The organism is Rothia sp. HSID18067 (genome assembly GCF_003989445.1).
In the GTDB taxonomy this organism is placed as follows: Bacteria; Actinomycetota; Actinomycetes; order Actinomycetales; family Micrococcaceae; genus Rothia; species Rothia aeria.
Genome location: NZ_RBMF01000001.1, coordinates 1,104,732 through 1,131,121 on the forward strand (window position 1 = coordinate 1,104,732; position 26,390 = coordinate 1,131,121).

Sequence of the window (26,390 nt, forward strand, 5' to 3'; positions counted from 1 at the left end):
CCTCAGCTTTGATGTATCTTCAGCCTCCCACCACCCCATAATAGCATATATATTCTATATAGTATTCTTATTCTATAAAAAATCGAGTTGGCTAACCCCACGCGAAAATACCGCAAATTATGGGAGATAGCATAAGCTAGATGGGTATCGACCACCGCCAGATATATATCGACGGGAGCAATAATGGCTACGCAGAGCGCGTTTGAAACGCAAATTCAGGCCGAACAGCAGGCATATCTGCAAGAGGTTGAGGCCGAAATGGCGCGTTTTTTTACCCAACAGCGCGAGGTGCTCTCCAATATTTCACCAGATGCACTCAGCCTGCTAGAAGCCATTGAAGCGCTCTCCACAGGTGGTAAAAGGCTGCGTGCGCTACTGAGCTACTGGGGATGGCGCGGCGCAGGTGGGGTGAGTATTCTTGAGGACCCAAAGCCCCTGTCGGTGGTGCGTATAGGGGTGGCCATTGAACTGTTTCAATCCGCTGCGCTCATCCACGACGATATTATTGACCGTTCCGATACTCGGCGTGGAGCACCCGCCGTGCACAAACGTTTTGAGAACCAGCATAAAAGTAGTGCCTGGCGCGGCGATACTTTTAACTATGGTCTTACGGGGGGTATTATCGCCGGAGATCTGTGCCTATCATGGTCGGAGACAATGTTTGCGCGCATGGGGGTGGGCTCCCTACCAGACCGCACCGCACGAACTGTTTTCGATACGATGCGCACCGAAGTCATGGCCGGGCAATACCTGGATGTACTCTCGGAAGTCATCGATTCCGAAGATTATGATGCGGCACTACAGCGTGCCCAGAACGTGATCCGTTATAAGTCAGCCAAATATTCATGCGAGCACCCGCTGACTCTTGGCGGCGCTCTAGCCCTTGATGCACAGCAGAACCAGCACCACCCCATTCTTAATGCGTACCGCAGCTTCGGCTTGCCCTTGGGTGAAGGCTTTCAGTTGCGTGATGATCAGCTGGGGGTGTTCGGTGAGCCTGAAACCACTGGAAAACCTGCCGGGGATGATATTCGGGAAGGAAAACGCACCGTGCTGGTGGCACTTACGGAAAAGAATGCGGATCAGGCGGGACGGTCCCTGCTTGAGACATGCTTGGGGAACCCGAACCTAGATGTTCACGATGTTCAGCGGGTGCGTGGTCTCATGCTTTCTTGTGGTGCAGTGGCGCAGCTTGAGGAGCTCATTGCCCGCAAGTCTGCTGCCATTGATACGGCGTTGGCTGCTTTACCGGTGCCGGAGCAGGTGCGGGCAGCCCTAGAAGCTATCGCGGCAAAAGCATTGCACCGAGCCGCGTAACTACAAAAAGGTGGAGGGACCAACCACCTCATCATGTGGGTGGCCCCTCCACCGTCACTAATTTTTAGGAGAGCTCCCAAGTGCTCAATGGCGCACGGTTTTATCGGTCTCGGGTTTTACCAGGCTAAGGCCTGTGCGCGGCGGCGGATTTCCGTCTTCTGCCCGTTAATGAGCGCGTCAATGGGACGTCCCGGCAGAGAATCATCCGCAGTGTAGAGCCAGGTGATGGCTTCCTCGTCGCTAAAACCAGCGTCTTTGAGCACTACTAAGGTGCCTTTGAGAGATTCGAGCACATGATCGCCGTTGAGAAAAAGCGCGGGTACTTTACGCACATTCGTGTCTGGTTCGCGCAGGGCTACAAGAGTGCCATCCGAGATAAGGTTGTGCACTCGAGTAACTTTCAAATCAAGTGCCTCGGCAATATCAGGAATAGTGACCCAGTCGCCTACAAGGGCAAAGGTCTGTACAGTTTTTTCGCTACTCACCTTTTAAGAGTGCCAGAATCTGCCCGATTTTGCCTACTTACGTGCCGCCATTATTGTCGGTTCTGTTCTGGTGGGTGGTTCGGGCTCTATGACTTGACCGGGTTTACTCCCTTTACCTATGAATCCGCTGTATCTTTGCTCAGTGAGAGTTGTCCATGCAGCATGGGCACCACATATCCCCTAGAATCGTAGATGATGAATCCTCCCCCATCTTCAACGCCGTCTTCTTCCCCCGCGAGTTCTGCGACGCGGGGGCGTGACTGGTTAAACGGCATCATCTTCGACGAACACTACTTGGCAGGCCCGCTCATTGCTGGCGGCGGTATGGCCGAAGTGTACTACGCGACCGATACGTGGCTCAATGATTCCCCGGTGGCTATTAAAATTCTGAAACCTGAACTTGCCGCTTCACCCGAGAATCAGCGCAAGTTTTACAGTGAAGAGTCATCGCTACGGCAGATGGGCGGCGGACATGTGATCGGCGTGCTTTCCTCAGGTGAACAGACGGTACGCGGGCAGAAGCTACGGTACATTGTCATGGAGTACGTGCACGGGTGTACGCTGGGCCAGCTGCTGCGGGAGCGCGGTGCCCTATCTGTAGGGGAAGCCCTGCAAATTCTGCTGCCGGTAGTGGAGGGGCTGTCTGAGGCTCATGCGCGACGGCTGGTGCACAGCGATATTAAACCCGGCAATATTTTGTTGGATGTGACCGAGACGGTGAAACTGGCAGACTTCGGTTTGACGCGCCGCGACGACCAGGCGCTCACCGGTGAGATTATGGGCACCCCCGCATACGCTGCACCGGAACTGGTCAAAGGCCAGCAGACGGGTGCACCCGCCGATATTTTTGCCTTGGGCGTGATGATGTACCTCATGTTCGCCGGGCATCTGCCGTTTGATGGCATCGCCAACAGCAGCGAGGTTCACCGTTACAATGCAAACGTCGAAATCCCGCCCGTCGCTGAGGCTGCTCCCGGCCTAGATCCAGGGCTTGCGGGGCTCATTAGCTGGTGTACCCGTCAGCAGCCTGAAGACCGTCCAGAGAACGCGCTTGAAGTTCTAACCGATCTGCGGGATGTGACTGCCCACATGAGCGAGGAAGAGCTTGCCTGGCGCACTCCCCTCGTGGAGGAACCTGAAGTTCCGCTATGGGAGGCTGTGGAACACATCGCGGAGACTACGGGGTTGGCACAGATGGTGCACAACAGCCCCATCAGTGGTATTGGCCGTGCTGAGGATCTGCTGGTGGGCACTAACCGGCGGGCCCAGGCCGCAAAACCTGTGCTACCCATGGAAGAATACGTTCCGCTCTCGATCGGTATCGGCCCTGAAACCCGGCCGGTAAACCCTGCCTTAGCGCGTGGCGATATCCCCCTAGGCGGCCAGCGGTCCTTGGACGGTTCCTCGGCGCGGATGCACTATGGCGCGCTGCGCCCAGAGCTTGCTCAGCGTTCCCTGAATAATGTCTTTGGACTTCCACGCACCCCACCGGGCCCTAACCGTTCCCCGCAGCGCAGGCCAGCATCGCATCCGCAAGCGCGGCCCGGCCCGCGTCCTTTCCCCCGTAACAGGAGGCTCCCAGCTGAAAGGCTAGGTCCGCCACCATCGCCGTTTACAGTAGTGACGGGAGTGGTCGTACTCTTGGTGGCTCTAGTTTTGGCAGGGTTCGTGGGGTGGCTGCTGGCCCAGTCGGTATTACAGAGCACGTGGTGGGCTAACCTGTCACAAATGTTTGGTGGGCTCTAATCCCCCACACCTCATACGTTCAAGGCCGATGAGCTGCCCTCTTTAGGACGGCTCATCGGCCTCATCATACGTTTATATGGGTGTGCTTAACGCATAGTATTACCCAATTGGCGCACATACTGGCTCTTCAGGTACTCAGATACCAAGAATGCGATCTCCAGAGACTGTGAATGGTTCAGTCGCGGATCGCACAGCGATTCGTAGCGGTTAGCCAGTGCTGCCTCGTCCACGGGGTCTGAGCCGCCCAAACACTCGGTGACGTCATCCCCAGTCATTTCAACGTGGATGCCGCCTGGGAAAGAACCCAGGGACTCATGCACCTCAAAGAAGCCGCGCACCTCATCCAGGATGTCATCAAACCGGCGGGTTTTAATCCCTGATGGAACCGATATAGTGTTGCCGTGCATGGGGTCGGTAACCCACACGACCTTCGCCCCGGATGCTTTAACCCCCTCGACGAGAGCGGGAAGTTTTTCGCGAATATTTTTTGCCCCCATGCGGGTGATAAAAGTAAGACGACCGGGTTCCCGTTCAGGGTCGAGCTTGTCGATAAGAGCTAGTGCGTCATCGGTGGTGGTGCCGGGGCCCAGCTTAACACCGATGGGGTTACGCACCTTAGAAAGGAAGTCCACATGGGCGTCGTTAATTCCTCGGGTGCGTTCGCCAATCCACAAAAAGTGTGCGGACGTGTCATAAGGCTGGTGGGTACGCGAATCGATGCGTGTGAGGGCACGCTCAAAATCAAGCACCAGTGCCTCGTGGCCCACGTACAGGTCGGTGGTGGTCAATGCGTTAAAGTCCACCCCGCAGGCTTCCATAAATTTGAGGGCACGGCCTATTTCACGCGCAGTTTCTTCATAGCGGGCATGCGCAGGGTTTTCGGTAAACCCACGGTTCCACTGGTGCACGGAACGCAGATCGGCAAAACCGCCCTTCGTGAAAGCCCGCACCAGGTTCAGGGTTGCCGAGGAGGTGTGGTACCCGCGCAGCATCCGCTTGGGATCGTGAGTGCGCGCCTCTGCTGTGAACTCATGACCGTTAACGGTTTCTCCACGGAACGAAGGCAGGGTAACACCGTCACGGGTTTCCACATCCGAGGAGCGTGGTTTAGAGAACTGCCCGGCAATGCGGCCCATCTTAACCACAGGCATAGAGGCCCCATAGGTCAGCACCGCTGCCATCTGTAGGATGGTGCGAACACGGCCTGAAATTTTATCGGCGGTGGCTCCCGCGAACGTTTCGGCGCAGTCTCCGCCCTGAAGCAGAAAAGCACGACCTTCAGCGACTTCAGCAAGTTGACGGCGCATCGAGTCCACTTCCCCCGCAAAGACCAGCGGGGGCAGCTTTTCGAGTTCTGCCACTGTGGGCGCGTAGTCGGGATGATCCGCCCAGGTAGGCTGCTGGTCAGCGTTAAGGGTGCGCCAAATATCCAGCCCATGGTCGCTGGGCTGTTGCGGGCGAATCGTGTTGCTCATGTATGTTGTCTCGCTCTATCACTCAGGTTGGGTTGTCTGCGGTTGCGGTACCCCATAGCTAAAACCATGAGGCAGTACTACGTTATTGTACTCCCGCTATGGGCAAGACGGTACGGAGCGGTCATGTTTTTATCTCGCTGCGTGAAATCACACGCCACAAAGCGGCCCGTACAACCGAAATGTGGCTGTTAGTGTGTGAGAAGACTAGCTACTGCGGTTTGGGCGCTCCACCCATGAGCCGCCATAAGCCGTTTAACTTTGTCGGCGGGCACAGGCACGTACTGCTGCCCCGAGAGGGCGCGAATAGCCTCAGCTATCTGATCGGTCACAGCCCTGAGCGTGGCGTGGTCATTAGCTTTATCCTGCAAATGTGCGAACTCCAACGGTTTACCAATAATAGTGCGTACCGTAATGGGTTTCCCATTATGCCGAAAACGTGGCCTGTTCGTCCCGGCTGGCTGTATTAGGTCGGTGCCCAGCTGACCCACAGGTACCACGGGTGCACCAGATTCCAATGCAAGACGCGCCACCCCAATTTTAGGGCGGTAGTAGCGTCCGTCAGGACTGCGGGTTCCTTCAGGGTAGATGCCGAGCACTCCCCCGGCACGAAGCACCTTTAGACCGGCTTCTAAAGAAGCCCTGCTTTTCTCCCCACCCGAACGATCCATAGGAAGCTGGCCCACACTGCGGAAGAAAGCTGCCATTGCACGCCCTTTAAAGCCGGGGGTAGTGAAATAGTCGCTTTTCGCTAAGAAATTTACGGTGGGTTTAACCGCAAGCGGAATAAACACCGAATCGCAGAAGGCTAAGTGGTTACTGGCAATAATGGCTGGACCATTGGGCATGTTTTCAGCGCCTATAACTTCATGCGGCCAGATCCGCCGGACGGTGGGGTCGCTTATTGCTTTAAGTACCGCATATACGGGTGTTGTGGCGGGGTGTGTGACCACAGTTTTCTCCTGGAGTGTTTCCGGTTATTGAACGCGGCACGGTTCGATTAATTCACACCGGTGTGCGTCATCGGAGGGGCGAGTGCCTTCCTAGTAGATTGTAGCCGGGTACCAGGGGGTCCATTGGGTGTTATACAGCCCATTTTCACCTGCCAGTTACCTGTGAATCGCGCGAAATCACGCTCACAGCTCAATAGCGTGAGTTTTTATCTCACCTTGAAAGCAATAATAGTGCTAGATATTAAGTGTGGGGTTACACAGCTTCCTGGGGGATGTATGAATATTTTTGAGAACTCGTTAGAGCCGGTGCGTCGGATACGCCGCAAAGTACACGAGAGGCAACAGACAGGTGGGGTGCCTGCGCAGCAGCCGGACTTTAACCACGAACCGCTGTCGTCCCCCGCAGACCCCAAAAAGTATGCGGGTGACTTAGGTATCCTCATCGTGCACGGGTTCACAGGCTCTCCGCACAGTCTGCACCCGTTAGCAGCGTATTTAACAGGGAAAGGGTACCCGGTGGAGTTACCCCGCTTACCCGGCCACGGAACTCACTGGCGTGATATGGCAGTCACCCACTACACCGATTGGATAGATAGTGTTGAGCAGGCGTACGAGCGGCTCACTGGTGCGGGATATCGAGTAATTGTTATCGGTATGTCTATGGGTGGATGCCTTGCCGCGCACCTTGCGGCACGCCGCCCGGTTGCTGGCACAGTGCTTATTAACCCATTCTTTGTTGATGTCAACCCGCTCATGCGCATTGCCCACCGGGTGGCACCAGTGCTGCCGGTAATGCGCTCAATAGGGTCCGATATTGCCGTGCCGGGTGTAGATGAAGGGGCATATGCACGCACTCCCACCGCGTCTATCCGGCAGCTGCACCTGCTGGGGGTAGAAACCCGCGAGCTACTGCCGAAACTGCATGCACCTGTACTGTACTTGCGCTCCGTATCAGACCACACCGTTACTGACGCGTCACACCGCTATTTTCTGCAACATGTCTCGGCATCGGTAGAATTTAAATGGCTCACCCGTAGCTACCATGTGGCAACCCTTGATTACGATGCCGAGCTTGTTAAAGAATTCACACACAAATTTGTACAGTCCTTAAGCTAGGGCGTGGAAGGCGTAACTCATGAAGGTTTTCTCTGTTCCAGCAGAGGTAATGTGCGACCCGCAGCTGAATATCACCAGCATCTTAGAACGCCGTTGCGCTGACACTACCAACCCGTTGTTGTATCGCTGGCAGATGTCACCGGGGAATTGGCAGCCGGTGCGGGCCCGCGAATTTCGGGCCATGGTGGTGGCGGTGGCTAAAGGGCTGATCGCCTCCGGTATTGTTCCCGGAGATCGTATCGGCATTATGAGCCGCACCCGGTTCGAATGGACTCTCATTGACTTCGCTATCTGGTATGCGGGAGCCGTCTCTGTTCCCGTGTATGAGACGAGCGCGCCCGCCCAGGCGGCGTGGGCTCTTTCTCACTCCGAAGCGAAAGCAGTTTTCGTTGAGGACGATAAGCTGGCTGGTGTTATCGAACAGGCAAACAGCATTGAGCCGTTGCACCTTGAAAACACCTGGGTTATTAATAACGGGGCCCTGGATGCACTCATTACGGCCGGGCTCAACGTGCCGGAAGAAGCAGTGTATACGGCACGTGACACCGCCACCTGCAGCTCCCTGGCAACTATTGTGTACACCTCAGGTACCACCGGCAGGCCGAAGGGGTGCCCGCTAACACACGGGCATTTCCTGAACCTGAGCGTAAACACCAAACTGGCGGAACCAGAGATTGCGAATCCCCATAATTCCTCTATTATTTTTCTGCCGTTGGCGCATGTGCTCGCCAGGCTGATTCAGATATTGGCGATGGACGCGGGCGTACAGATTGGGCACTCCCCTAATATTAAAAACCTCGCTGCCGATCTGGACAGTTTTAAACCGACTATGCTGCTGGTAGTGCCCCGCGTGTTTGAGAAAATCTATGAGGGGGCGAAGGCTAAGGCAGCTAAAGGCGGAACGCTCAACAAAGCCCTATTTGACCGCTCAGTGAAGGTTGCTGTTGAGTGGTCGCGCGCTAAAATTTCCGGGCGGGTTCCCCTCGCGTTGGCGGCCCAGTACACGTTCTACGATAGGCTCGTGTACGCGAAGCTGCGAGCGGCGATGGGCGGGCAGCTAAAGTACGCCGTCTCGGGCGGTGGCCCGTTATCCGATACTCTAGGCCACTTCTTCCACGCTGTAGGTATCCGGGTGGTTGAAGGGTACGGTCTCACGGAGACTTGCGCGCCGATTGCAGCGGGGCGTATTAGCGAGTTCCAGATCGGGGCCATCGGCCCGCTCTTACCGGGAGCGCAGGGGCGTATTGCCGAAGACGGTGAACTGCAGGTGCGCGGCGTGGGTGTGATCGATGGATACTATAAGAACCCTCAGGAAGACGCCACCGCATTTACTGAAGACGGCTGGTTTAAAACCGGAGACCTGGCCCGCTTTGATGAACGCGGCAACCTGACGATTGTGGGCCGTAAGAAAGAAATTATTGTGACTGCGGGCGGTAAGAATGTGGTACCGTCTGTGGCGGAAGATCACATCCGCACCTCCCCCTTGGTATCTCAGGCAATGTTGGTGGGAGATCAGAAACCGTTTATTGCCGCGCTGGTGACGCTTGACCCGGATACGCTGCCGGAGCAGCTGGAACACCTGGGCTTACCGCGTGCCATGAGCATCCCCGAGGCAGCGGTGCACCCGAAGGTGCGTGAGGCAGTGCAGATGTTTATTGACGAGGCAAACCTGCTGGTGTCTCGGGCAGAGGCAGTGCGTGAATTTCGTATCATGAACAAAGACCTGACGGAATCCGACGGTTACCTGACGCCATCGCAGAAGCTTAAACGCTCAAAGATTCTGAAAGATTTCTCCGCATATGTGGACGATATGTACAGCCGGGTCTCCGGCGATATGGGTGTGCGTCTAGAGCGGCTGCAGGAGATAAAAGAGCAGGCGTCCGAGAAACTGCACGAATACGCGGAGCACGCCAGCGAACGCATTGAGGAGCTCAGGGAACAGGCTAGTGAGAGGCTGCAGGGGTATCAGGCTGCGCGAGCGCAGAAAACCGAAAGTACCGAGCAGGTTGAGGCGACTGCTGTGACCTCTGACGGCCCCAAGGATACCGCTGTGATCGAAGCAGCAGAGGATGACACTTCTCGCTCCCACGAGCAATAAGTTCGGCCTTGGGCCGGAACGGTCGGGTGCCGCATGTACGCGATGTGCGCTGACGGCTGCCAAACGTATGTTTCCCAAGAGATATATGCCGCAGGGCAGGCTTTCCCACCGAGTCTCCTCAAACCGGGAAAACTTGCCCTGCGGCATATTTTGCAGCTATAGCTATGCGTTGATTTCAAGCCCCAGCAGAGCGTTCTCAACAACTTCAGTCAGTGCGGGGTGAATCCAGTACTGGCCGCGGGCCATCTCGCGCACCCCCAGCCCGAAGCTCATCGCTTGAATGAGCGGCTGAATGAGCACGGATGACTCCTCGCCCACCAGCGCCGCCCCCAGCAGCTGACCGGTGTCTTTACGGGCGATCAGCTTGCACAGCCCCACTTTATCCTCCATCGCCCAGCCATAGGCGGTATCCCCAAACTCCTGGCTTTTAACGGTCACCTCAAAGCCTTCACGTTCACCGGCGGCACGCGCTTGCTCCTCGGTGAGGCCCACATACGCCAGCTGCGGGTGGCTGAATACAGCCGCGGGCACAAAGCGGTGGTCGCTGGCGCGTAGCTCGTTCGGGTGGGACAGGTTATGCTGCACGATGCGCGCCTCGTGGTTAGCAACATGTTTAAGCTGATATGGGGAGGAGATATCCCCCAGCGCAAAAACACCTTCAACGGGGGCGCCGTTGTACAGTACCCGCTGATACTCGTCCACACCAATAAGGCCGCGGGCATCTACATCAAAGAACTTCTCAGCATGCAGGCTATCACTATTTGGACGCCGCCCGGTAGCCACCAGCACCTTATCGGCAACCACATCAACTAGTTCGCCGTCGTTCTCAAGAACCACGGTTACTGAGTCGTCATCGTTTTGACGGATCTCGATGAGAGCGTGCTCCAGCAGCAGATTCCACTGTTGAGATGCGGCTTGGGCGAAACGGTTCACGACCTCCTCATCCACGCCGCGCAGCAGGCGGGCTGACCGGTTCGCCTGGGTTACCTCAACGCCCAGCGCTGAGAAAACATGTGCGAACTCTGCGGCCACTACTCCGCCGCCAAGCACCACCATACGCTGCGGTAGGTGTTCCATGCGCATCACGGTATCATTTGTGAGCACCTGCGGCAGGTTAATTCCGGGCACGTCGGGGCGCGTGGCGCGTGAACCGGCGGCGATAACCACCTGCTTACCGTGGACCTTCCGGCCCGATGCAGTCTGCAGGGTGTGCCGGCCGGTAAAGTGCGCATACTCTGGGTAGAAGTCAACGTTCGGCAGGTTAGCACGCCATTGGCGGCCAGCCTCAGAAATCTTATCGATTCGGTGTGGGAAAATGCGGTCGCGCATGTTCTTCCACGAAATGTTTTGCACGGATGCTTCAACGCCAAGCTCAGCAACTTCTTGCGTTTTAACTGCCACGGTGGCCGGATACACAAACATTTTTGTGGGGATACACCCCACGTTTAGGCAGGTGCCGCCAAATATACCGCCGTCAATAATGGCGACTGTCTTATCATCCCACTCGGGTCCAATAATGCTATTGCCCGACCCAGAGCCGATCACTACAAGGTCGTACTGTGCCACCCCGTCAATGACTTCGAGGTCTTTAATGCTCATGCGCTCCTACCTTTATCATGTGGTGGTCCCGGGCCTGCCGGTTCTCGGGTTTGCCAGTTTCTTGGGCCTCAGGTGCCCTTCGTATCATTCTAACGGTAGCTATAACACGGGGACTTAGGTTTTATTCCGGCACTATAGTCAGTAGCAGCTGCCCACCAGTTACGTATGAGCCATCGGTGTGGGTAATACGCCCAACCCGACCGTGCGTCCGAGCCGTTACCAGAGTTTCCACTTTAAGGGCTTCGACGATGGCGAGCTTCTGTCCCGCGTCCACATGCTCGCCCTGACCCACGAGCAGAGTCAGGTACCCGGCGAACGGTGCACACACTATAGTGGGCCCCAGATCATCCTGGTTTGAGTGTAGAGTATGTTCGTTTGGGCGCTGCGGCGAGTTGCTGTTCTGCGGCATGAAGAAGTCCTTTACTTTCTGCGGCTCTTTCATATCCAACGGCTACAGGGCGGCGACAAGCCCCGTGAGCAGGCGGGTGAAACGGGTTGCCGGGTCCACGGCTTCCTCATCGGGCCAGTAATGGATAGGAAAAGCCGCGCCTTGGGCTCGTTGTACCGCTGAGCTTTCCCACAGGGTTGGCTCAACCACGAGACCACCGAAGAGGGTACGCATTTCTTCGCGGCGGTACAGGTGCTCAGGGTCATTAGGGCGCATCCTATTAATGATGACCGCAGCCCCCTCAATATCTTGTTCGTTATTGTCCTTAAAACGGGCGATGCCGCGTAGCGTGCGTTCGGTTCCGGCAACCGAAAAAAGGGAAGGTTCCGCGATAGAAAGTATCCGCTGGCTGGCAGCCCACCCCACCGAGGTGAGGGTTCCCATAAAAGGAGGACAGTCAATGAGCACCAGATCGTAGGTAGCGTCAGTCGCGCGGATAAGTTTCCGCACCCGCTCACTGTAGGAGACATGCTGCCGGGTATCGAAAAGGATTGACCGGGCAGAGCCGCGCGCCACCTGTATCTCGCCGGTAGTGGCGGGGTGGCTGGTTAAGAGCGTAGTGGCACCGGCGTGACGGTTCCACCCAGATGGGCCGACTGAGGCCGTGAACGCGTCCTCTTCGTCTCCATCCATGATGGAGGCAATATCGGGGGTGGTAGGGGCAACGTCCAACCCTGTGCTGGCGTCTGCGTGTGGGTCAAGGTCTATTACGAGAGTCTTGAGCCCACCATGTAGCGCGGCAGATGCCAAACCGAGTGTTATGGAAGTTTTGCCTACGCCGCCTTTGAGGCTACTGATACTGACGATTCTAGGCATTGAGAGTATATTTCCGTTGAGTATTCCAATGAATGAGTGCTTACAACTTATTCTAGCGAAATAACTGCACCCTCACCGAATGGTGAGGCTTTTTGCAGGGTACGCTTGAAACCCACGATTCAAAAATACTATGGGTACCTGCTAGTGTGTAGGTTTCTTTCTCAGGGACTGCCTCCCTGCCGCCTCTTGTATCGTGGGTTAGGGCAGCCTGCAAGGCAGGGCCGGGACTTAGTTCCCGGCCTTGCGGGCACGTCTAGCCGCCAACTGGTCTACGTGCTCATGCGCCCCGCCGAGGGTGTCTTCTCCCGGCTCGCCGTTAAGGTTCTGCTCAATCTCACGCCAGACACGGCCAATGGCGATACCGAACACACCCTGCCCCGCCTGTACCAGGTCAATCACTTCGCTCGGGGATGTGCACTCATATACTGTTGTGCCATCACTCATAAGGGTCACTCCCGCCAGGTCTTCCACGCCTCGGGTGCGTAAGTGCTCTATGGAGGTACGGATCTGCTGGAGGGAAACACCAGTATCAAGCAGGTGCTTTACGATCTTAAGCACCAGCACGTCCCTAAAACTATAGAGACGTTGGGTACCAGACCCGGAGGCTGAACGAACTGTGGGGACCACTAGCTCGGTACGCGCCCAATAATCCAGCTGGCGGTAGCTTATACCCGCCGCTTTGCGGGCTACCGACCCACGATACCCCAGGTTCTCATCTACCAGGGACAGAGGGTCTGCGAAAAGCACCCCCTGTTCTCCGCGCGGAGGTGGCGTTGTGGGAAAAAGAGAGCCGAACCCTTCAAGCGGCTGATCCATCGGGTGCGAAAGGGTAGAGTCTGCTGCATCCGCAGCGGATGCGGTGCCTTTCGCGTTCTGCCCACGGCTGGATTGCTGCGCCACTGAGGTTACTTCCTATTCTTTGTGTTCTCTTACGTTCTCCCCACGGTGAGGGTACGAGGTGGGGCCGTCCGGTTAGGACATGCACCATGAGAATCCTACTTAGCTATCGTACCGGCTGAAGGATACGTTTGCACGGGACAACGCACCTAAATAAGAACGTATTTCAGCAAAAAATTTTATGACTTAAATGAGGATGCGCGCCTCGCCCAGTGGGCGAGGCGCGCATCCTCATGCTGAGTGAGTGAATCCACTATAAACCCATCGGCGGGGTTATTGATTGTGTCTCGGATTCTGGGGAAAACGCCCCGTCCCGGTCCCGGTGCCGGAATAACAGAGTGTTTTCGATAATGCCAAATTATTCGTAACTGGGCATTGCCGATTCGACCAGAGTCGCATGCAGCTGCAGGCACAGCTTGCGGATCTTATCCGCACGCTCCTGAGCCTGAGACTGCGATGAAGGGTCGCGGCGGGAAGCCAGTGGAGCTACCGCGATTTCTACCAGAGAAATCTCGCGTTCTGCAGCAGACTTGAAGGAACGCAGGTGACGGGGCTGAATACCGTGCTGAGTCAGTTCAGCACTAGTGCGGGCGGTCAGCACATCATACTCGGTGTATTCGCCGTCCTTAGCCTCGATCAGGCCGTATTCAACCAGGTCATCAATAAGTTCTGTTGAGGCCCCTGAGTACTCTGCCAGCTCGCGCAGGGTGTACTTGCGGCTTGCATTGTCGGAGGATCCGAGTACTTGGTCCAGCACCTCGTCAGAGACCGGCGCAGGGATTGCGTTAATAGCGCGTCCGGCTTCAAGGTCGTCAAGGTGCTGGCGGATGACCTTCAGGGGCATATAGTAGTCACGCTGCATGGTGAGGATGTACCGCAGGCGTTCAATATCGGTCTGGGAGTACTTGCGGTACCCAGTGTCAGTACGCTTGGGGTACACCAGTCCGCGTTCTTCGAGGAACCGAATCTTCGAAGCGCTAATGCCGGGGAAGTCCAGGTCTAGCTGACTAAGAACCTGACCGATGGTACGGCTTTTAATGTCGCGGGGGTCGCGGCTGTTTTCGCCACGCCCGACGCTTTCTACGAGAGCCTCGGCCCTTGCGAGGTTTTCATCAATGAGTGAGCTCATGAGAACAACTTTCGGGTTTATAGATTTTCGCTAAATACACGCTGGGGTACGCTCAAGGTACCCCAGCGCCTGACACGTACATGACCGGGAGGCTTGCACGGTAGCCAGCTATTTAGCGCCTGTGTTTGAGTGTGAGAGCAGGCCTTCGTGAATTATCACGAAATGATAAACACTTAACCTGCTGTTCAATCTTATAGCTTTAAGCGAGAGAATGCCATTTCTCCCGAAGATTCTGGGTAAATTTTATGATTTTTTACGGAGAAAGTACTTTATTAAGCGCTGGGAGAAAGAATACCAATTAGCCCCCTCAACGCCCGAATATGAAGCCGGGGTTGAAGCCAATACACCGTTTTACCCGTGAAATAACGCCGAACTAAGGGGAACCTACCCTGTTTGAAAAACGGAGGTGCTGGCAAGTTCAAAACTCACCAGCACCTCTACAAATTCGCTGCGACCGAGATTAAGCTCTCATTTTTGAATCGAGGGCTTAAACCATCGTACTCACCCTAGTCCAACTCTGCTTTGTATGCCTCAGCAGAGAGCAAACCAGAGAGATCATCAGCGTTTGCAGGGCGCAGCTCAACGAGCCAGCCCTCCCCGTAAGGGTCGCTGTTAACCAAGGACGAATCGTCGTTCACAGCCTCGTTAACGGCCACAACCTCGCCAGCAACCGGGGCAAGCACATCCGAAACGGACTTAGTGGATTCAATCTCGCCGAAAGAATCGTTAGCTTCGACAGTATCGCCTTCCGAGGGAAGATCAACATACACGACGTCGCCCAGAGCGTCCTGTGCGTGGTCGGTAATGCCAATACGAACGGTGCCCTCATCGGTGAGAGCCGAAACCCACTCGTGGTCGGAGGTGTACAAAAGTTCTGCGGGAACATTGCTCATAACGGTGGTTTCCTTTCACTGTGTTCCTTGCAGGCCGCGTGAGCCACGCGAGCCACGTTCGCGCCGTGGGGAACGCGCACGATATACCTTAGATTATCGCATATAACGTAACCGCGAGCACGTTGATTACCAGTATGACGAGGCTGTTTTAAAGGCGGATGCGCCCCACCTCCACGAAGGAGGCAAGGCGCATCCTATGAGTTACTTACAGCTTCTAGCGAGAAGCAATGACCTTCTCAGAGAAGGGGTTTGGGTTACCGAAACGGTGTGCGGTAATCGAGACGGCCTGCTCACGCAGGAACGGCAGCATCTCGATACGCCCGGCTTCGGTCACCGGCTGGAAGTACACAGCCACGTCCGGGCGGCCACCCAGAGCGGTGTACACGGACTTTACATCGCTACCAATGTAGCGGATACGAGTACCTTCCAGAGGGGTGCCAGCTAGGGCACGAACCGGGGTCTTAGCGTTGGACTTGAGCCAGTTACGCCATGCCTCATCAGACTCGATCGAGTACTTCACGCCCTTGTTCTCCAGCACACCGCGGACGGCGACCGGCAGATCCCGTGCAGTTGACAGAGCGATCGGGGCACCGGCTGCCAAACCAGCCAGTACAACACGTACGACCTCTGCCGCAGGTGCCGACTCATCGGCACGCACCAGCACCTGGGTGGGTAGATAGCGCAGAATATTACGCTCAACACCCAGCTTCGAGGGATCGTGGCCGTAACCAAACTCAGTCTCCCAAGCGTGAGCGTCGGAGGATGCCGAGCGCTTAATGAACTCGAAGTCCTTTGCGCCGCACAGGCTAGCGCCCTCAGCGGTGGCCAGTACCTCGCGTACCGCCACAGACTGCGGAACGGTAGTAGCGGTTGCGTGATCCGGCTCCCAGTCGGTAAGTGCGACCAGGTAGTTGGGGCCACCAGCTTTGGTACCGGAACCGACGGTAGACTTCTTCCAGCCACCGAAGGGCTGGCGGCGAACAATTGCACCGGTGATACCACGGTTCACGTACACGTTACCCGCCTGCACCTTGGAGAGCCACAGCTCAAGGTCATCAGCATCAAGCGAGTGCAGACCAGCAGTCAGGCCGTAGTCGGGAGCATTCTGCAGCTCAATAGCCTCTTCAAGGGTGTCAGCAGTCATAATACCCAGAATCGGACCGAAGTACTCAGTCATATGGTACTCAGAGCCAGGCTTGACGCCTTCACGAACGCCGGGGCTCCACAGGCGGCCGGTCTCGTCCAGTTCCTTAGGCTGAATCAGCCAACGCTCACCCGGACCAAGGGTGGTCAGACCGCGGAGTAGCTTCTCCTCAGGCTTCTGCGCCACCGGGCCCATCTGAGACTCAATGTCCTGCGGGTGCGCCACGTGCAGGGAGTTCACGGAGTCAAGCAGCTGACGACGGAACCGCTCAGACTGAGCCACGGAACCAACCAGGATAACAGTTGAACCGGCAGAGCACTTCTGACCCGCGTGACCGAACGCCGAGTATACGACGTCCTTCACAGCCAAGTCGATGTCAGCGTTCGGGGTAACAATAATGGAGTTCTTACCTGAGGTTTCACCGAACAGCGGCAGGTCATCGCGCCAGGAGCGGAACAGCTCAGCGGTCTCGTAGCCGCCGGTAAGAATCAGACGATCCACCTCGGGGTGGGAAATGAGTACCTTACCTGCCTCACGGTCAACAACCTTGACAAGCTTCAGAACTTCCTTCGGCACGCCAGCGTCCCACATAATATCTGCAATCAGAGCACCGGTGCGGGCGGTAATGGTTGCGGGCTTGAAGATAACAGCAGAACCTGCGGCTAAACCGGCAAGCACACCACCGGCGGGAATAGCAGTCGGGAAGTTCCACGGCGGAACGACCAGGGTCAGGTCTACAGACTTAGCCCGAGCACCGTCCATCTTATCGAGGTCCTCAGCCAGCATTGCATAGTAGTACGCAAAGTCGATAGCCTCAGATACCTCGGTATCACCCTGCTCAAGAGTCTTGCCAGCTTCGGCAGCCATAACCTCCAGCAGGTCTGCACGGTGCAGAGCAATACCCTTACCCACGTGGCGCAGAATCTTAGCCCGCTCAGCACCGGAGAGACGACCCCAAGCCTTGCCAGCCTGCTCGGTTTCCTCAATAAGTGCCTCCGCCTCAGCAACAGAGGTCAGCTCATTCTCCTTGAGGATATCAATACCCAACTGGGTGCTCTTGGAACGCTCAAGGATCGCACGACCCCATGCACGGTTACCTGCCAGTGAGGGGTCGGTATCGGGGGTGTTCTCGAAGCGACCCGCAGGGACGAAGACGTTCTCAGCGTTCTCGTGGGAACGGTCCTGGGTACGCTTAGCGGAGGGAATCTCGTCAGTGACGGAGTTCAGTGAGCGCAGGAAGCGTTCTTCCTCACGCTTGAAGATAGCCTCGTCAGTTGCCAGGTCAAAGATGCCCGACATGAAGTTCTCGCTTGATGCGTTTTCTTCCAGACGACGGATCAGGTAGGCGATAGCAACATCGAATTCCTTGGGGTTTACCACGGGGGTGTACAGCAGCAGGTGACCCACACGCTTCTGAATAACCTTTGCTTGCTGCTCGGCCATACCGATCAACATCTCAAATTCGACACGGTCGGCAACGCCGCGGTCCTCAGCCAGCAGCAGTGCAAACGCCACATCGAAGAGGTTATGGCCAGCAACACCCAAGCGGATGTTCTTGGCATGTTCGGGGCGCAGGGCGTAATCAAGGATACGCTTGTAGTTAGTATCTGCTGCCTGCTTGGTGTCCCAGGTGGTGACGGGCCAACCGTGCATTACACCTTCAACAATCTCCATGGAGAGGTTGGCGCCCTTAACGAGGCGAACCTTAATACCTGCGCCACCGTTCTCAACGCGGCGTGCGGCCCACTCCTGCAAGCGGATCATAGCGGCAAGAGTATCAGGCAGGTATGCCTGCAGCACGATACCCGCTTCGAGGTTCTTCAGCTGCGGCTGATCCAGGATCTTGGTGAACACGTCAATGGTCATGTCCAGATCCTTGTACTCCTCCATGTCCAGGTTAATGAACTTGGTGGGGCTGGTGGAGGCAGCCAGTTCGTACAACGGGGTCAGGCGGCGGACTGATTCATTAACAACTTCGTCAAACGCCCAGTGCTGGTGCGGGCCGGAGACAGCCGATACCTTAATGGAGACATAATCAACGTCGTCACGTGCCAACAGTCGCTTGGTCTCGGAAAGGCGGTGCTCTGCTTCGTTATCACCCAGCACAGCCTCACCCAGAAGGTTCACGTTTAGGCGGTTGCCAGTCTTAGTGAGCTCTGCAATTGCGCCACCTAGCTTCTCATCGGAGGCATCAACGATCAGGTGCCCAACCATCTCGCGGAGCACTCGGCGTGCTACGGGAACGGTCGGCCAGGCGAGCTTACCCGCCATCTTACCGCCGATACCAACAGCGGACTTCATATACCACGGCAGGAAGGAAGGAACAAGAGATGCAATATGGGAGAGGTTACGACCCGAGACATTATCGTCTTCGGGGCGGATCACGCCGTCGACAAAACCGACAGTAAAAGGCAGGCCATTCGGATCCTTGAGCACGCCAGCGAGTTGCTCAGCGGCAAAGGTTGATTTCTCGTTCTGCGCCTCAGTGACCCACTGACGGACGAGCTTACGAGCCTCGTTCGCCATGTTCTGGTAGTGCTCAGATGCGAAAGGATGCGTCATCCTTGACTCCTAACTAACTACGGTGCGCGCGATGCGCACGAAGCTTAATGATGTCTCTATTTCACCACAAAAGGGTGGGAAATACCTCATTAGAAAAAATAAATGTTTGTGCCATATATTGTTTAAAATTTCTAAATAATTGCTATGGCATCGTTTTCTCCCGAAAATCCGCCACATCTCAGGAGTGCAGGAGGTTTCAGCCGCTTACTTTACTCCCCCAAACACCCCAAAATAGTGGGACTCATCACCCCAGAGTAGATGTGAGGCTAATCTCTATATACTAATCTTGAAATCATAGTAGAGACGCCGCAGCCCCACCTCACCCAGCAGAAAGACAGCCATGTACGACATCCGCCGCATGCAGATGCTCCTTGAAATCCACGAGCGAGGCACCATTATCTCTGCCGCGCATGCACTTAATCTCACCCCATCAGCTGTCTCCCAGCAGATCACTAACCTCGAAAAAGAAGCAGGAACCGCCCTGCTCCAACGCGTAGGCAGGCGTGTGCAGCTTACCAGCGCCGGGCTAGTAGTCATCGAAACAGCCCGACGTATTCTGCGGGAAGTGGACCGTATGCAAACCAGCGTAGCTACCCTCGCCGGAGAGCCAGCCGGAACTGTACGTCTAGCAATTTTCCAGTCCGCATCATTCGCCTTATTGCCACGCACCCTCGCCTACCTTCACGACCACGCCCCACGTCTAGTGCTGCAGGTTCTTCAAATCGATCCGGAAACCGGCATCTCAATGACCAGAAGCCGCGAATACGACATGGTAATCGCCGAATCCTACCCACACCATTACATCCCTGAATACCCCGAACTTCACTCCGAGCTGCTGGTTGAAGACCCTCTGAGCCTCATCGTTCCAGCGGACTCCCCCATCCGTTCCCTCCACGAGGCACGACACATCCCGTGGGTTCTTGAAAGGGAAGAAAATACCTCCCGCCGGTGGGCCGTCAACCAATGCCGAGCCGCCGGGTTCGAACCCGAGATCCGATACAGCGCCAACGACATGATCACTAATGTGAACTTGGTACGTGCCGGTTTTGCCGCCAGTATTGTGCCCGGCTTTATTCTCGCTTCACTCTCCAACTCTGAAGGGTTACGGGTAGTGGATCTGCCGGGAGCCCCCTACCGCAGTATTTTTACCGCGGTACGCGCCGATGCGGTCACAACCCCCGCCCTTGCCATGGTACGTGAAGCCATGCGGCATGCGGTGAGTGAAGCGTTCGACTCTTAGCAGCTGCCCTCCACACCGAAACGCCCTCGCTCTTACTTCTCAATGAGAGCCCGCCCCAACTGCTCATCCAGCACCAGGTCAGTGATGGCCCCCGTGCGCAATGCTGCCCGCAGCACAGCTGCCCGATGCACCCCAGATGCCACACACAACCTACGCGGAATATGAGTTAGCTCTGTCGGAGTGGGGCCAGAGGCCCGGCGGTTCATCTCCAGATCCTTCCACGAGCCGTCTTCTCGCAACAGGATAGTACATATATCCCCCACCACCCCCTGCTCACGCAGTGTACGCTGCGCGGCAGCATCGAAATACCCGCCAGAGTACACATGCGATGGGATTGCCCCACCGAAAGCACCAATACCAAAGAGCGCCACGTCAACCTTGCGTTGGGCCCGCAGAGTTGCCTGCACGCTCCTTTCCCGCCACATAGCGTCTTTCGTGTCGGCATAGTCAAAAAACGCAGGAACGGGGAAATGCACTATATATGCGTCATAGGCTGTAACAAGTCGTCCTAGCAGGGTGTCCAGGTACGGTATTCCGGTGTGGTGGGCGTTTCCCGCTCCGTTGAGCTGCACTATTTTTACCCCATTGAGGGGGCGGCGCGGCAGATGCCGAGACACCTCAGTGACGGTCGCACCCCATGCCACCCCAATACTTGTTCCGTCGTCAATCATAGAGTCTAGAAGCTGGGCGGCAGTACGGGCCACCTGTCCCATCACCGCGATAGGTGTAGCATCCGCCCGAGTGTTTACTAGGCTTACGCGGGTCTTATATCGTTCGCTAATGCGCCGCTCAAGTTCGCTGCGAACCCGGAAAGAATCATCCAGACGAATCTGCACCATGCCAGTTTCACGAGCGCTTTTGAGAAGTCGTGAGACGGTAGCGCGGGAAACCCCAAGCCGATTAGCGATACCGTCCATAGTCATATCTTGTACGTAATACAGTTGTGCGGCCTCATAGGCTTGATTGATTCGTCCGTTCACATGCACCCTCCCCCGCATGAAAATCCGTTCATAATACTTGGTAAATATTTCACCACCAGGTTTTACTGAGTGCAACCTCAAAACGGTGTAAGCACACAGTTTGCTGGCTTTGGCGCCGGTTCCCACCCGGCACAGGTGGGCCTATTCCCTCCCCAACCACAGACGACAAAGACGCCCCTGAAGAAAAGGATTAGAACACAAATGGGCTCTCAGCAGTTCAATAAACTTTCTCACCTCACCGCTTCCTCTCGTGCACGCGCACTGGCTGATATGGCGGAAGGACCCGAACTCGACGTTCTTGTCATTGGCGGCGGTATTACCGGTGCCGGTATCGCCCTCGACGCGGCGACTCGCGGCCTGCGTACAGGGATTGTGGAAGCGGGAGACTGGGCAGCAGGTACCAGCGCCTGGTCCTCAAAACTTATTCACGGCGGTCTACGCTACCTCTACAACCTGGATTTCAAACTCGTAGCTGAGGCCCTCAAGGAACGCGGTCTGCTGCTCGAGAAAATTGCGCCTCACCTCGTGCACGCGCAGCCCTTTTTGTGGCCATTGAAGACTCCTGTTATTGAGCGCTCCTATTCCGCTATCGGCATTGGCATGTACGATACCCTCGCGTACATTGGTTCGCGCGGCAAAAAGGGAGTTCCTTCGCAGCGTCACTTCACGAAGAAGGGCACTAAAACGGTTTTCCCCGATATCAAAGATTCTGCATTTACCGGCGCTATTCAGTTCTATGATGCACGCGTAGATGATGCCCGCCTAGTCGTTGATGTTGTTCGCACCGCCAGCGGTTATGGTGCCCTGGCTGCTTCACGTACCCAGGTAGTAGGTATCGATAAAGACACCTCCGGCAAGGTGGTGGGTGCGAGGCTGGCCGATCTGGAAAGCGGGCAGGAGCTCACGGTCAAAGCGAAACACATTATTAATGCCACCGGAGTCTGGACCGAAGAGTCTGAATCTCTGGCGAACCCGGATGCCGGCCTTGAGGTACTCGCGTCTAAGGGTATTCACATTGTCGTGCCGCGTGATCGTATTCAGGCTACTAGCGGTATTTTCACAAAGACCGAAAAATCGGTACTTTTCATTATCCCGTGGCAGCGTTACTGGATTATTGGTACGACCGATACCCCGTATACCGAGGATCGCGAGCGTCCTGTGGCAACGCGTCAAGATATTGATTACGTGCTGGAGCAGGCGAACAAGCTGATTGCTGACCCGTTGACCCATGATGACATCATCGGTACCTATTCGGGGCTGCGTCCTCTCTTGCAGCCGAAGGTTAAGGGTGATGGTGCCCAGTCCACTAAGGTGTCTCGTGAGCATACTGTTACGGAGGTTGCCCCCGGCATGAGCGCTATTGCCGGCGGCAAGCTGACTACCTACCGTGTAATGGCGGCGGATGCGGTTGATTTTGCACTCGGTGATCGTGCACAGGAACGTCCATCGGTGACGGAGACGATCGCGCTGGTGGGTGCTGCTGGGTATCGCGCTATTGAGGCCGGCCGTGGCCGTTACGCACAACGCTATGGTTGGGATGAAGACCGTATTACCCATCTGCTGGAACGCTACGGCGCGCAGATTGAGGATCTTGGTGCGCTTATTGATGCTGATCCGGACCTTGGTGCGCCTCTTAAACACGCACCGCAGTTCCTACGCGCCGACGTTGTATTCGCTGTTCGCTACGAAGGTGCCCTGCACCTGGAAGATGTACTGGTTCGCCGCGTGCGTCTTGACCTTGAACAGCGTGATCGCGGGTTGGCTGCGGCCCCCGAGATTCTTGAGATTATGCGTTCCGAACTCGGTTGGTCGCCGGAACAAGCCCAAAAAGAATTCGATCTCTACGCGGCCCGTGTAGCGGCTATTCGTCAGGCAGAGACAGCCTCGACCGACGCCGAAGCATCCGCTAAGATTGAGGCCGTTGAGCCGGTGGCCCCCCGCCGCACGCTCAATGTGCACCACAGCTAACTGCCGCAGGTTTTTAGCTGCCCGTATAGTTATGTGAAGTTCACAATGCAGTGCTGAAAGGACGATTATGTCAATTCCTCTAGCTGCCGCCGTCGGCACGCTTCTCGCAGATGGCGGTAGCGCCCTTGCGGATACCGCCGGTAAGGCCAACACGTTAGGCTTGTTTGTCTCTGAATTTTTCGGGACATTCATCCTGATTCTGCTCGGTGCTGGTGTGTGCGCCGCAGTCAACCTGCCCAAGTCATACGCTAAGAACGCTGGCTGGGTTGTTATTACCTTTGGCTGGGGTCTTGCAGTGTTCACCGCCGTGTACCTGTCTTTCCCTTCGGGCGCCCATCTCAACCCCGCTGTGACTCTCGGGCTGGCCTCAGCCGGGCGTGACCTTGCCGAGAATGTACCCGCTTCGGCTGCTAATATTGCGATCTATATTGCCGGGCAGATGCTCGGCGGGTTCTTCGGTGCTGTGGCGGCTTTCCTCGCGTACAAAAAACACTTTGATGAGGAGAAAGGCGACCGCCTAGGTATCTTCGCGACCGGCCCCGCTATTAAGTCGTACGGTTGGAACCTGGTGACGGAGATCCTCGGTACGTTCGTGCTGGTAGGGTGGATTATTGCTTCGGGCAAGACCCCTGCACAGATTGGCCCGCTGGGTGTGGCCCTAGTGGTGGTTGTGATTGGTATGAGCCTTGGTGGTGCAACCGGGTATGCCATTAACCCGGCACGTGACTTGGCCCCGCGTTTCGCTCACTTTGTGCTTCCGATCCGCGGCAAGGGCGGCTCTAACTGGTCGTACTCCTGGGTGCCGGTGCTTGGCCCCACCATCGGTGGTGTGCTCGCTGGCCTGATTGTTCCGGCGCTGTTGGCGCTCTAATTGTTAAGGCGTGATACGCCGCCCGGCACCGTTATGTAAGAGACGGGCGGCGTATCCTCTGCCGTTTCTACTCCTAAAAGTTTTATTCCGTGTCAGATAACAGGTTTGGCGTATTTCAGGCCGCCTGTCTCCCACAACAGTGAGGAAATCACTATGACTAACCCCCTACACAGCGCCACCCTGAATGTTGAGCGCAAGTACATTATGTCTATCGACCAGGGCACCACCAGCTCCCGGGCTATCCTTTTCGATAAGGCGGGCAAGATCGTTTCTGTGGGTCAGCTTGAGCACGAGCAGATTTTCCCCAAGGCAGGTTGGGTTGAGCACAACCCCGTTGAGATTTGGGATAACGTGCGTAAAGCCGTTGCAATGGCGATGGCAAACGGTGAGGTAAACCATCACGAGATTGCCGCAGTGGGCATCACCAATCAGCGTGAGACCACGGTGGTGTGGGATAAGAACACTGGTGAGCCGGTTTATAACGCAATTGTTTGGCAGGACACCCGCACCCAAGACGTTGTTGATGAGCTCGCTGGCGATGACGGTGTGGGCAAGTACCACGATGTTGTGGGCCTGAATCTTTCAACCTACTTCTCAGGACCCAAGATTAAGTGGATTCTCGATAATGTTCCCGGCGCTCGTGAGCGTGCCGAACGCGGTGATCTGCTTTTTGGCAACACCGACAGCTGGGTGGTGTGGAACCTGACCGGCGGTGTTGATGGCGGCGTGCACGTGACTGACGTTACGAACGCATCCCGTACTCTGCTCATGAACATTCGTACTCTTGAGTGGGATCCGCAGATCGCTGCCGATATGGGTATTCCCATGAGCATGCTCCCCGAGATTAAGTCCTCTTCTGAGATCTACGGTTATGGGCGCCCGACCGGCCTGATGCGCGGCACACCCATTGCCGGTATCCTGGGCGATCAGCAGGCTGCAACCTTCGGGCAGGCATGCTTTGAGAAGGGCATGGCGAAGAACACCTACGGTACCGGTAACTTCATGCTGATGAACACCGGAAATGAGCCCGTGTTCTCAGATAACGGCCTTCTGACAACCGTGGCATACAAGATTGGTGACGCTGACCCCGTTTATGCCCTAGAGGGTTCGGTTGCGATGAGCGGTTCGCTGATTCAGTGGCTCCGCGATAACCTGGGCATGCTCACCAACGCCTCCGATTCCGAAGCACTAGCAACTTCGGTTGAGGATTCGGGTGGCTGCTATGTGGTTCCTGCATTCTCGGGCCTGTTTGCCCCGCACTGGCGTTCCGATGCGCGCGGCGTGATTGTGGGCTTGACCCGCTACGTAAACAAGGCGCACATTGTGCGCGCGGCACTGGAGGCAACCGCTTTCCAGACCCGCGAGGTGCTGGACGCGATGAACGCCGATTCCGGCGTGAAACTTTCCGAGCTGCGTGTGGATGGCGGCATGACCGCAAACGAGTTCCTGATGCAGTTCCAGGCGGATATTCTGGGGGTCCCGGTGATCCGCCCGAAGGTTATTGAGACTACTGCGTTGGGTGCCGCCTACGCAGCCGGTATTGCGGTCGGTTTCTGGGACGGCGAGAAAGACGTTGTCGAAAACTGGGCTGAGGATAAGCGGTGGCTGCCTGCCATGGAGCAGTCCGAAGTAGACCGCCAGTACCGCCTTTGGAAGAAGGCTGTAGCGCGCACCCTCGACTGGGTGGATGAGGACGTGCCCACCGCATAAACTTTAAATTTGCGACCTACCGTATATCAGGGGTGTCTAGGCTAGTGCCTAGGCACCCCTGAGACAATATCAGGGAAAGTTATGACAGATGCGTTTCGTTAGGCTCTGCCTGGGGAACAGCTGTTGGGTTATGTGGTTGCAATGTTCCGGATGCTTCGACGGTGTTCTCTGAAGGTGCGGTATAAGTAGTCTCAGGTTGAACGCCGTTAGAAACTTGAGCAGCACGCGCCACAGTTACCAAAGCAGGGCGGAGCACTCGGTCAGCAAGCATAAAACCTTCCTTCACCTCAGATACGATACTCCCCGCTGGATGCGTATCATCAGCAGGTACCACACCGGCAACTTCATGAATTGCGGGGTTGTAGAGGCCTTGTGCCTCAATGCGTTCCAGTCCACGCAGCGCGAGAATGTCAAGGATTTCTTCCCGCACTGATTCTGTAAGAGCTGCTGAGGGTTCTTGAGAGATCAACCGGTCCAAGGCGACGAGGATCTCCTTGAATATAGAGCGGTATGCTTCTCCCCTAGCTGTCTCATCACGCTCACGTAAACTCTGTTGGACCGAAACAATCAGCTGATTCTTCGCACGGTCCTCAGCAATCTTATGGGTAAAACGGTTACGTAACTCTTCTAGTTCTCCAAGCACACGTTCTTCAAATCCTGGAGTAACGAACGCTGAAACAGTCACACTTTGGCTATGGATGTTCTCTTGGGGGACAGGCTGAGCGGTTGCGGTAGAGCCATCCGCAGTGTGAGGATAATCGGTGTTTGCCGCTTTATCCTCAGTATTTTGTTCTCCCTCTCGAGCATGGAGGGCAGGCTGGGAGGTATACAAGGTTTCAGGTATATTGTCTGACATTATTTCCCTCAAATTATAACTATAAATACATTTCTACGGATACATACTAAAGGTCAATGGCGGGTATAGAGAGCTGCTAGCTCTCTATAC

20 protein-coding genes are annotated in these 26,390 nt (G+C 56.0%); 8 read left to right on the plus strand and 12 right to left on the minus strand.

Annotated features, from left to right (window positions below; all coding sequences use genetic code 11):
- Positions 1-183 precede the first annotated feature (183 nt).
- Positions 184-1,317, plus strand: coding sequence for a polyprenyl synthetase family protein (locus tag D8M23_RS04825; RefSeq protein WP_126853874.1), 1,134 nt, complete (start codon positions 184-186; stop codon positions 1,315-1,317).
- A 116-nt stretch (positions 1,318-1,433) separates the two neighbouring features.
- Here D8M23_RS04825 and D8M23_RS04830 read toward each other — a convergent pair whose 3' ends face one another.
- Positions 1,434-1,802, minus strand: coding sequence for an Rv2175c family DNA-binding protein (locus tag D8M23_RS04830; RefSeq protein ID WP_006888853.1), 369 nt, complete (start codon positions 1,800-1,802; stop codon positions 1,434-1,436).
- A 192-nt stretch (positions 1,803-1,994) separates the two neighbouring features.
- Between D8M23_RS04830 and D8M23_RS04835 the strand changes: the two genes are divergently transcribed.
- Positions 1,995-3,548, plus strand: a complete 1,554-nt coding sequence (locus D8M23_RS04835) for a serine/threonine-protein kinase (RefSeq protein ID WP_126853875.1) — start codon at positions 1,995-1,997, stop codon at positions 3,546-3,548.
- 86 nt (positions 3,549-3,634) lie between these two features.
- On the opposite strand, the gene D8M23_RS04840 is transcribed toward D8M23_RS04835, so the two are convergent.
- Together D8M23_RS04840 and D8M23_RS04845 are read right to left on the minus strand one after the other, a co-directional pair.
- Complete coding sequence (locus tag D8M23_RS04840) at positions 3,635-5,023, minus strand: class II 3-deoxy-7-phosphoheptulonate synthase (protein WP_126853876.1); 1,389 nt, start codon at positions 5,021-5,023, stop codon at positions 3,635-3,637.
- Between the two features lie 188 nt (positions 5,024-5,211).
- Positions 5,212-5,973 carry a lysophospholipid acyltransferase family protein gene (locus D8M23_RS04845; RefSeq protein ID WP_006888851.1) on the minus strand — a complete coding sequence of 254 codons (762 nt, stop codon included), beginning with the start codon at positions 5,971-5,973 and terminating at the stop codon, positions 5,212-5,214.
- 276 nt (positions 5,974-6,249) lie between these two features.
- Here D8M23_RS04845 and D8M23_RS04850 point away from each other — a divergent pair, with 276 nt between their 5' ends.
- Together D8M23_RS04850 and D8M23_RS04855 are read left to right on the plus strand one after the other, a co-directional pair.
- On the plus strand, positions 6,250-7,089 hold the full coding sequence (locus D8M23_RS04850) for an alpha/beta hydrolase (protein WP_126853877.1): 840 nt from the start codon (positions 6,250-6,252) through the stop codon (positions 7,087-7,089).
- A 19-nt stretch (positions 7,090-7,108) separates the two neighbouring features.
- Complete coding sequence (locus tag D8M23_RS04855) at positions 7,109-9,187, plus strand: AMP-binding protein (RefSeq protein WP_126853878.1); 2,079 nt, start codon at positions 7,109-7,111, stop codon at positions 9,185-9,187.
- A 162-nt stretch (positions 9,188-9,349) separates the two neighbouring features.
- Here D8M23_RS04855 and D8M23_RS04860 read toward each other — a convergent pair whose 3' ends face one another.
- The 7 genes from D8M23_RS04860 to D8M23_RS04890 form a co-directional block, all read right to left on the minus strand.
- The gene (locus D8M23_RS04860; protein ID WP_126853879.1) at positions 9,350-10,786 is read right to left on the minus strand and encodes a mycothione reductase; all 1,437 of its coding nucleotides are present in this window, start codon (positions 10,784-10,786) and stop codon (positions 9,350-9,352) included.
- A gap of 121 nt (positions 10,787-10,907) precedes the next feature.
- Positions 10,908-11,195: an acetyl-CoA carboxylase biotin carboxyl carrier protein subunit gene (locus D8M23_RS04865; RefSeq protein WP_161971648.1), complete on the minus strand. Its 288-nt coding sequence runs from the start codon at positions 11,193-11,195 to the stop codon at positions 10,908-10,910.
- Between the two features lie 42 nt (positions 11,196-11,237).
- Complete coding sequence (locus tag D8M23_RS04870) at positions 11,238-12,050, minus strand: ParA family protein (protein ID WP_126853881.1); 813 nt, start codon at positions 12,048-12,050, stop codon at positions 11,238-11,240.
- Between the two features lie 228 nt (positions 12,051-12,278).
- A complete protein-coding gene (locus D8M23_RS04875; protein WP_037235747.1) occupies positions 12,279-12,866 on the minus strand; it encodes a MerR family transcriptional regulator in 588 nt (195 codons plus the stop codon).
- Positions 12,867-13,305: 439 nt separating this feature from the next.
- Positions 13,306-14,076, minus strand: coding sequence for a transcriptional regulator FtsR (gene ftsR, locus D8M23_RS04880; RefSeq protein ID WP_006887865.1), 771 nt, complete (start codon positions 14,074-14,076; stop codon positions 13,306-13,308).
- Between the two features lie 506 nt (positions 14,077-14,582).
- Positions 14,583-14,969 (minus strand): glycine cleavage system protein GcvH, encoded by a 387-nt coding sequence (gene gcvH / locus D8M23_RS04885; RefSeq protein WP_006887859.1) that lies wholly within the window; start codon positions 14,967-14,969, stop codon positions 14,583-14,585.
- Positions 14,970-15,183: 214 nt separating this feature from the next.
- Positions 15,184-18,675, minus strand: a complete 3,492-nt coding sequence (locus D8M23_RS04890; RefSeq protein ID WP_037236401.1) for a bifunctional proline dehydrogenase/L-glutamate gamma-semialdehyde dehydrogenase — start codon at positions 18,673-18,675, stop codon at positions 15,184-15,186.
- Positions 18,676-19,015: 340 nt separating this feature from the next.
- Between D8M23_RS04890 and D8M23_RS04895 the strand changes: the two genes are divergently transcribed.
- Positions 19,016-19,915 (plus strand): LysR family transcriptional regulator, encoded by a 900-nt coding sequence (locus tag D8M23_RS04895; RefSeq protein ID WP_126853882.1) that lies wholly within the window; start codon positions 19,016-19,018, stop codon positions 19,913-19,915.
- A 32-nt stretch (positions 19,916-19,947) separates the two neighbouring features.
- Here D8M23_RS04895 and D8M23_RS04900 read toward each other — a convergent pair whose 3' ends face one another.
- Positions 19,948-20,895 (minus strand): sugar-binding transcriptional regulator, encoded by a 948-nt coding sequence (locus D8M23_RS04900; RefSeq protein ID WP_126853883.1) that lies wholly within the window; start codon positions 20,893-20,895, stop codon positions 19,948-19,950.
- Between the two features lie 201 nt (positions 20,896-21,096).
- Between D8M23_RS04900 and D8M23_RS04905 the strand changes: the two genes are divergently transcribed.
- From D8M23_RS04905 to glpK, 3 genes are all read left to right on the plus strand, one after another.
- On the plus strand, positions 21,097-22,863 hold the full coding sequence (locus tag D8M23_RS04905) for a glycerol-3-phosphate dehydrogenase/oxidase (protein WP_126853884.1): 1,767 nt from the start codon (positions 21,097-21,099) through the stop codon (positions 22,861-22,863).
- 67 nt (positions 22,864-22,930) lie between these two features.
- Positions 22,931-23,734 (plus strand): MIP/aquaporin family protein, encoded by an 804-nt coding sequence (locus tag D8M23_RS04910; RefSeq protein ID WP_390896804.1) that lies wholly within the window; start codon positions 22,931-22,933, stop codon positions 23,732-23,734.
- 153 nt (positions 23,735-23,887) lie between these two features.
- On the plus strand, positions 23,888-25,444 hold the full coding sequence (glpK, locus tag D8M23_RS04915; RefSeq protein ID WP_126853885.1) for a glycerol kinase GlpK: 1,557 nt from the start codon (positions 23,888-23,890) through the stop codon (positions 25,442-25,444).
- A gap of 79 nt (positions 25,445-25,523) precedes the next feature.
- On the opposite strand, the gene D8M23_RS04920 is transcribed toward glpK, so the two are convergent.
- Complete coding sequence (locus D8M23_RS04920) at positions 25,524-26,300, minus strand: nucleotide exchange factor GrpE (RefSeq protein WP_126853886.1); 777 nt, start codon at positions 26,298-26,300, stop codon at positions 25,524-25,526.
- Positions 26,301-26,390 lie beyond the last annotated feature (90 nt).